General features: G+C 53.5%; 2 rRNA genes. Both read left to right on the top strand.

The annotated features are described in order from the left end of the window. Nucleotides 1–154 precede the first annotated feature (154 nt). Nucleotides 155–3,045 (top strand): 23S ribosomal RNA (locus DKW65_RS15690). A 194-nt stretch (nt 3,046–3,239) separates the two neighbouring features. Next, a 5S ribosomal RNA gene (rrf, locus tag DKW65_RS15695) occupies nt 3,240–3,355 on the top strand. The last annotated feature ends 2 nt before the right edge of the window (nt 3,356–3,357 follow it).

The raw sequence follows: 3,357 nt of genomic DNA on the forward strand, positions 1-3,357 counted from the left end.
TGCTCTTTAACAATGTGGATTAGAGAAGTCGAGCGTTCAAAAGAACGCAAGTGATTAGGATACTGACACTTGTGTTTTTCGGTGTATCGAGATATGCGTTGCGCGGCTGTTGGCCTGGAGTGTGCGGAGAGATCTGTACTGTTTTGGGTTATATGGTCAAGTGACGAAGCGTACACGGTGGATGCCTTGGCAGCCAGAGGCGATGAAGGACGTTGTAGCTTGCGATAAGCTTCGGGGAGGTAGCAAACAACCTTTGATCCGGAGATTTCCGAATGGGGCAACCCACCTGTCGTAAGGCAGGTATCTTTGGACTGAATACATAGGTCCTTAGAGGCGAACGCGGGGAACTGAAACATCTAAGTACCCGTAGGAACAGAAATCAATTGAGATTCCGTCAGTAGCGGCGAGCGAACGCGGATTAGCCCTTAAGCTTTTTTTGGTCTAGCAGAACATACTGGAAAGTATGGCCATAGTGGGTGATAGCCCCGTATGCGAAAGGCCTTTAGAAGTGAAAACGAGTAGGTCGGGACACGTGTTATCTTGACTGAATATGGGGGGACCATCCTCCAAGGCTAAATACTCCTGGCTGACCGATAGTGAACCAGTACCGTGAGGGAAAGGCGAAAAGAACCCCGGAGAGGGGAGTGAAATAGAACCTGAAACCGTGTACGTACAAGCAGTCGGAGCCTGTTTAGGCGGGTGACGGCGTACCTTTTGTATAATGGGTCAGCGACTTAATTTCAGTAGCGAGGTTAACCGAATAGGGGAGCCGTAGGGAAACCGAGTCTTAATAGGGCGTATAGTTGCTGGGATTAGACCCGAAACCGGGCGATCTACCCATGGCCAGGTTGAAGGTGCGGTAACACGCACTGGAGGACCGAACCGGGATCTGTTGAAAAAGATTCGGATGAGCTGTGGGTCGGAGTGAAAGGCTAATCAAGCCCGGAGATAGCTGGTTCTCCCCGAAAGCTATTTAGGTAGCGCCTCACGTATCACCCTCGGGGGTAGAGCACTGTTTCGGCTAGGGGGCCATCCCGGCTTACCAAACCGATGCAAACTCCGAATACCGAGGAGTGCAGCGTGGGAGACACACGGCGGGTGCTAACGTTCGTCGTGAAGAGGGCAACAACCCAGACCGCCAGCTAAGGTCCCTAAATCCAGTTAAGTGGGAAACGATGTGGGAAGGCTCAGACAGCCAGGAGGTTGGCTTAGAAGCAGCCACCCTTTAAAGAAAGCGTAACAGCTCACTGGTCGAGTCGGCCTGCGCGGAAGATGTAACGGGGCTCAAACTGGATACCGAAGCTGCGGATGTGCCGTAAGGCATGTGGTAGGGGAGCGTTCTGTAAGCCGTTGAAGGTGAGTTGAGAAGCTTGCTGGAGGTATCAGAAGTGCGAATGCTGACGTGAGTAACGATAATGCGGGTGAAAAACCTGCACGCCGAAAGACCAAGGTTTCCTGCGCAACGCTAATCGGCGCAGGGTGAGTCGGCCCCTAAGGCGAGGCTGAAGAGCGTAGCTGATGGGAAACGGGTTAATATTCCCGTACTTCTTATAACTGCGATGGAGTGACGGAGAAGGCTAGGCCTACCGGGCGTTGGTTGTCCCGGGGAAAGACCGTAGGCTGGGATCTTAGGTAAATCCGGGATCCTAAGGCTGAGAGTCGAGACTACTGGCCCTTTGCGGCCGGGAAGAGGTTGATGCCATGCTTCCAGGAAAACCTTCTAAGCTTCAGGTTATAAGGAACCGTACCCGAAACCGACACAGGTGGTTGGGATGAGTATTCTAAGGCGCTTGAGAGAACTCGGGTGAAGGAACTAGGCAAAATGGTACCGTAACTTCGGGAGAAGGTACGCCGGTGGATGTGAAGGGCTTGCCCCGTAAGCATCTGTCGGCCGCAGTGAAAAGGCCCCTGCAACTGTTTATTAAAAACACAGCACTCTGCAAACACGAAAGTGGACGTATAGGGTGTGACGCCTGCCCGGTGCCGGAAGGTTAATTGATGGGGTTATCTTCGGAGAAGCTCTTGATCGAAGCCCCGGTAAACGGCGGCCGTAACTATAACGGTCCTAAGGTAGCGAAATTCCTTGTCGGGTAAGTTCCGACCTGCACGAATGGCGTAATGATGGGGGCGCTGTCTCCACCCGAGACTCAGTGAAATCGAAATCGCAGTGAAGATGCTGTGTACCCGCGGCTAGACGGAAAGACCCCGTGAACCTTTACTATAGCTTCGCATTGGACTTTGAGCCTGCTTGTGTAGGATAGCTGGGAGACATTGAAACCGGGACGCCAGTTCCGGTGGAGTCAACCTTGAAATACCAGCCTGGCATGTTTGGGGTTCTAACCTAGGTCCGTTATCCGGATCAGGGACAATGTGTGGTGGGTAGTTTGACTGGGGCGGTCTCCTCCCAAAGAGTAACGGAGGAGCACAAAGGTACCCTAAGTACGGTCGGACATCGTACGGTTAGTGCAAAGGCATAAGGGTGCTTGACTGTGAGACCTACAAGTCGAGCAGGAGCGAAAGCTGGTCTTAGTGATCCGGTGGTTCTGTATGGAAGGGCCATCGCTCAACGGATAAAAGGTACTCCGGGGATAACAGGCTGATACCGCCCAAGAGTTCATATCGACGGCGGTGTTTGGCACCTCGATGTCGGCTCATCTCATCCTGGGGCTGAAGCCGGTCCCAAGGGTATGGCTGTTCGCCATTTAAAGAGGTACGCGAGCTGGGTTTAGAACGTCGTGAGACAGTTCGGTCCCTATCTGCCGTGGGCGTTGGAGATTTGAGAGGAGCTGCTCCTAGTACGAGAGGACCGGAGTGGACGAACCTCTGGTGTTCCGGTTGTCACGCCAGTGGCATTGCCGGGTAGCTACGTTCGGACGGGATAACCGCTGAAAGCATCTAAGCGGGAAGCCTCCCTCAAGATGAGATCTCCCTGGGCACTTGATGCCCCTGAAGGGCCGTGGAAGACCACCACGTTGATAGGCTGGGTGTGGAAGCGCAGTAATGTGTGAAGCTAACCAGTACTAATTGCCCGTGCGGCTTGACCATATAACCCAAAGCGGTGACAGAGTTGTGCAGCCATTACGCACAGCCACTGACATCCAGGGCCGGTCGTAGCGCATATCGACATGACACACATGAAAAACACAGGGTCAGAATCCAGTCCCTTGCGTTGAACACCGACTTCTCTGTCCGCAACCCTATTTGGTTGCTTGCCCCGTGCAAGTCACCATCCCGGTTTGCCTGACGACCATAGAGCGTTGGAACCACCTGATCCCATACCGAACTCAGAAGTGAAACGACGCATCGCCGATGGTAGTGTGGGGTCTCCCCATGCGAGAGTAGGTCATCGTCAGGCTC

It is taken from the genome of Isoalcanivorax indicus (assembly GCF_003259185.1).
Classification (GTDB): Bacteria; Pseudomonadota; Gammaproteobacteria; order Pseudomonadales; family Alcanivoracaceae; genus Isoalcanivorax; species Isoalcanivorax indicus.